The following is a 2098-nucleotide window of genomic DNA, read 5'->3' as shown; positions in this document are numbered from 1 at the left end:
CTTTCAGCTTTTGGGCAGTTTTGATATAAAGGGCTTTCAGACTATCGGTTAGTTGAATCAGGGATGCTGGTTTCATGCGAGTTCCTCACTCTGAGGATTTTCCCGTTATTATAGGATCAATCATTCTCTGTAATTCTCTTAAGTGCCTTCGGTACTCTGTTCTGGTTGTCTATCCCCTTAGTCATTCAGGTGATTATCGATAAGGTCATCATCCAGAACTCGCCTGAGGCTCTCAACTTTTGGGGTGTTTTCTTGATAGTGACGACTCTCTTTGCCAGTGCCTCGGAGATCGGCCTAACCGCTCTCACCGCCGCCATCATAGGCAACGGTCTGGCTAGGAAACTCTTTCTCAAAGTCGCTGTCACACTCCCTAAAGTCTTGGCCATGCTATCATTAATGGCTATTTACAGTCCTCAACTTGCCTTTGCTTCCACTGGACTAACTGCCCTAGCCTGTGGAACCTATTACCTTCTCAAAAGAAACAGATTGGTAGCCGAGTCTGGTTCAGAACCTCTTCCTCTTTCTTTCCGCTTGCCTTTGACCCTAATCGTACTCTTCCTTTTCTGGTATGGGGCTTCCCCAGTCCTCGCCGCTCAATTATCCCTGGGTCAGTTGATAGCATTTATTATTTTCAGTATCCAGTTCGTGGCTTTCTTATTGAGCCTGACGGCGGCTGCTACTAAGCCTATTTATTGAAGGCCGCTCTCATTTGGAGATGTTAATTAACGGTATCTGCATTAGGAAGCCCGTATAGATCCTTGACGGACTGGCGGGAGAGAACAATAATCGTGAAGACTCCGAGGATTGTCCCCAAGGGAGTGAATAAGCAGAGGATGCAGGCCATAACGAAGGAAAACCAGTATCTCTGGCGGCGTTTGAGGAATCGCCCCGATACAATGGTAGCAATAGCAAAAACTTCTCCTAATATGAAAAGTAGGCCACCAACAGCGGCGAAAATATATCCGGCTGCTTGAGGCGGTAAATTCCCAGATGAATGTACTGAAATAGATTCGGTAATGATGAGTAAACCGATAGTAAAGTGGATAAGTGGAAAGAGAGAGAAAAAGGCAAGAATCCCTCCCACAATATAGTGGAAGATTGATAATAATTTGAGATGTTGTCTATCGTTATTCGTATTCATGGCTCTTCTCGACTTTGTGTGATAATTTTTGCTTATGGAATCGTGAAATGTTTATCGGGTAAGACTTTTAGGGCTATTTTGCCGAAGAAACTATCAGTATAGACCTCGTTGCCACCTGAGAGGGGGACAAGCGAGCTAGAAGGTAGATAGGGCAAGCGATATAGCTCTTTGTCCCTTGATGTAATCCTTCAACCGATAGCGGCTAATTTGCATTAGCTCTTCTATATTTTTTGGGAAAATTTGATGTAGCTGGAGCCAATGATAGAGATGTTGACCCACATAAAAACTGCTGTGTCTGCGTTGACCTTTATATCTTTTTTCAGGTCTTGTGACATATTTTTGGATTCCCATATCCTTAATTTTTTTACCTTGCATTGTGGCACTTGTATAGGCGATAGCTATAACAATTATCAGCTTTGATAGGTATTTCGGTGCTAATTGAGAACCTTCTAAGCTATAGCCTCCCGACTTAAAATCTCGGAACATCTCCTCAATATCAAATCTTTTTTGATAGGCCATTATTGCCGTCTCTAAATCCCCAAAATTTGTCAGAATATACCAAGGTTCTTTTGTTTGAAAACCCCGATAGGTTTTTTTCCACTTACCAGCTAAGTTAAACTGTCCAAATCCCTGCTCTTTTGTAATATTGACATCATTCAAAAATAGTTGAGTTCCTGGACTTAAACCTAACTCTCTCATTTCTTGATAAATTCCTTCTTTTGTCTTGACATTTGTACTTTTTTTTTGTCTTAAATAAAAGTATAAACTCGGCTTCTGAAGCCACTTTCCAAGACTGACCGAGCAAAATTCTCTATTTCCTAACACCACGATTTTATGACCTGATAGCACCGTCAATATTTTCCCCAATACTCGCTGCTGTTCTTCGAGATTACTACTTCCTTTTTTATCCAATATCTCCCAATAGATTGGGATGGCTCTCTTGTCATAAATTAGACT

At 41.7% G+C, this 2098-nt stretch carries 3 protein-coding genes; 1 reads left to right on the top strand and 2 read right to left on the bottom strand.

What is annotated here, in order from left to right; genetic code table 11:
• The first annotated feature begins 165 nt into the window (after positions 1–165).
• A complete protein-coding gene (locus O9332_RS25240) occupies positions 166–696 on the top strand; it encodes an ATP-binding cassette domain-containing protein (RefSeq protein WP_288027841.1) in 531 nt (176 codons plus the stop codon).
• Between the two features lie 22 nt (positions 697–718).
• Here the strand turns inward: O9332_RS25240 and O9332_RS25235 are convergent, their stop codons facing one another.
• Together O9332_RS25235 and O9332_RS25230 are read right to left on the bottom strand one after the other, a co-directional pair.
• Complete coding sequence (locus O9332_RS25235; protein ID WP_043999542.1) at positions 719–1141, bottom strand: hypothetical protein; 423 nt, start codon at positions 1139–1141, stop codon at positions 719–721.
• A 135-nt stretch (positions 1142–1276) separates the two neighbouring features.
• Positions 1277–2098, bottom strand: an 822-nt coding sequence (locus tag O9332_RS25230; RefSeq protein ID WP_288027838.1) for an IS4 family transposase, incomplete at its 5' end; no start/stop codon positions are given.

This window comes from Microcystis sp. LE19-10.1B, from assembly GCF_027530565.1.
In the GTDB taxonomy this organism is placed as follows: Bacteria; Cyanobacteriota; Cyanobacteriia; order Cyanobacteriales; family Microcystaceae; genus Microcystis; species Microcystis aeruginosa.
The sequence above is the reverse complement of the archived record's forward strand: the minus strand, read 5'-3'. Positions and strand labels throughout refer to the sequence as shown.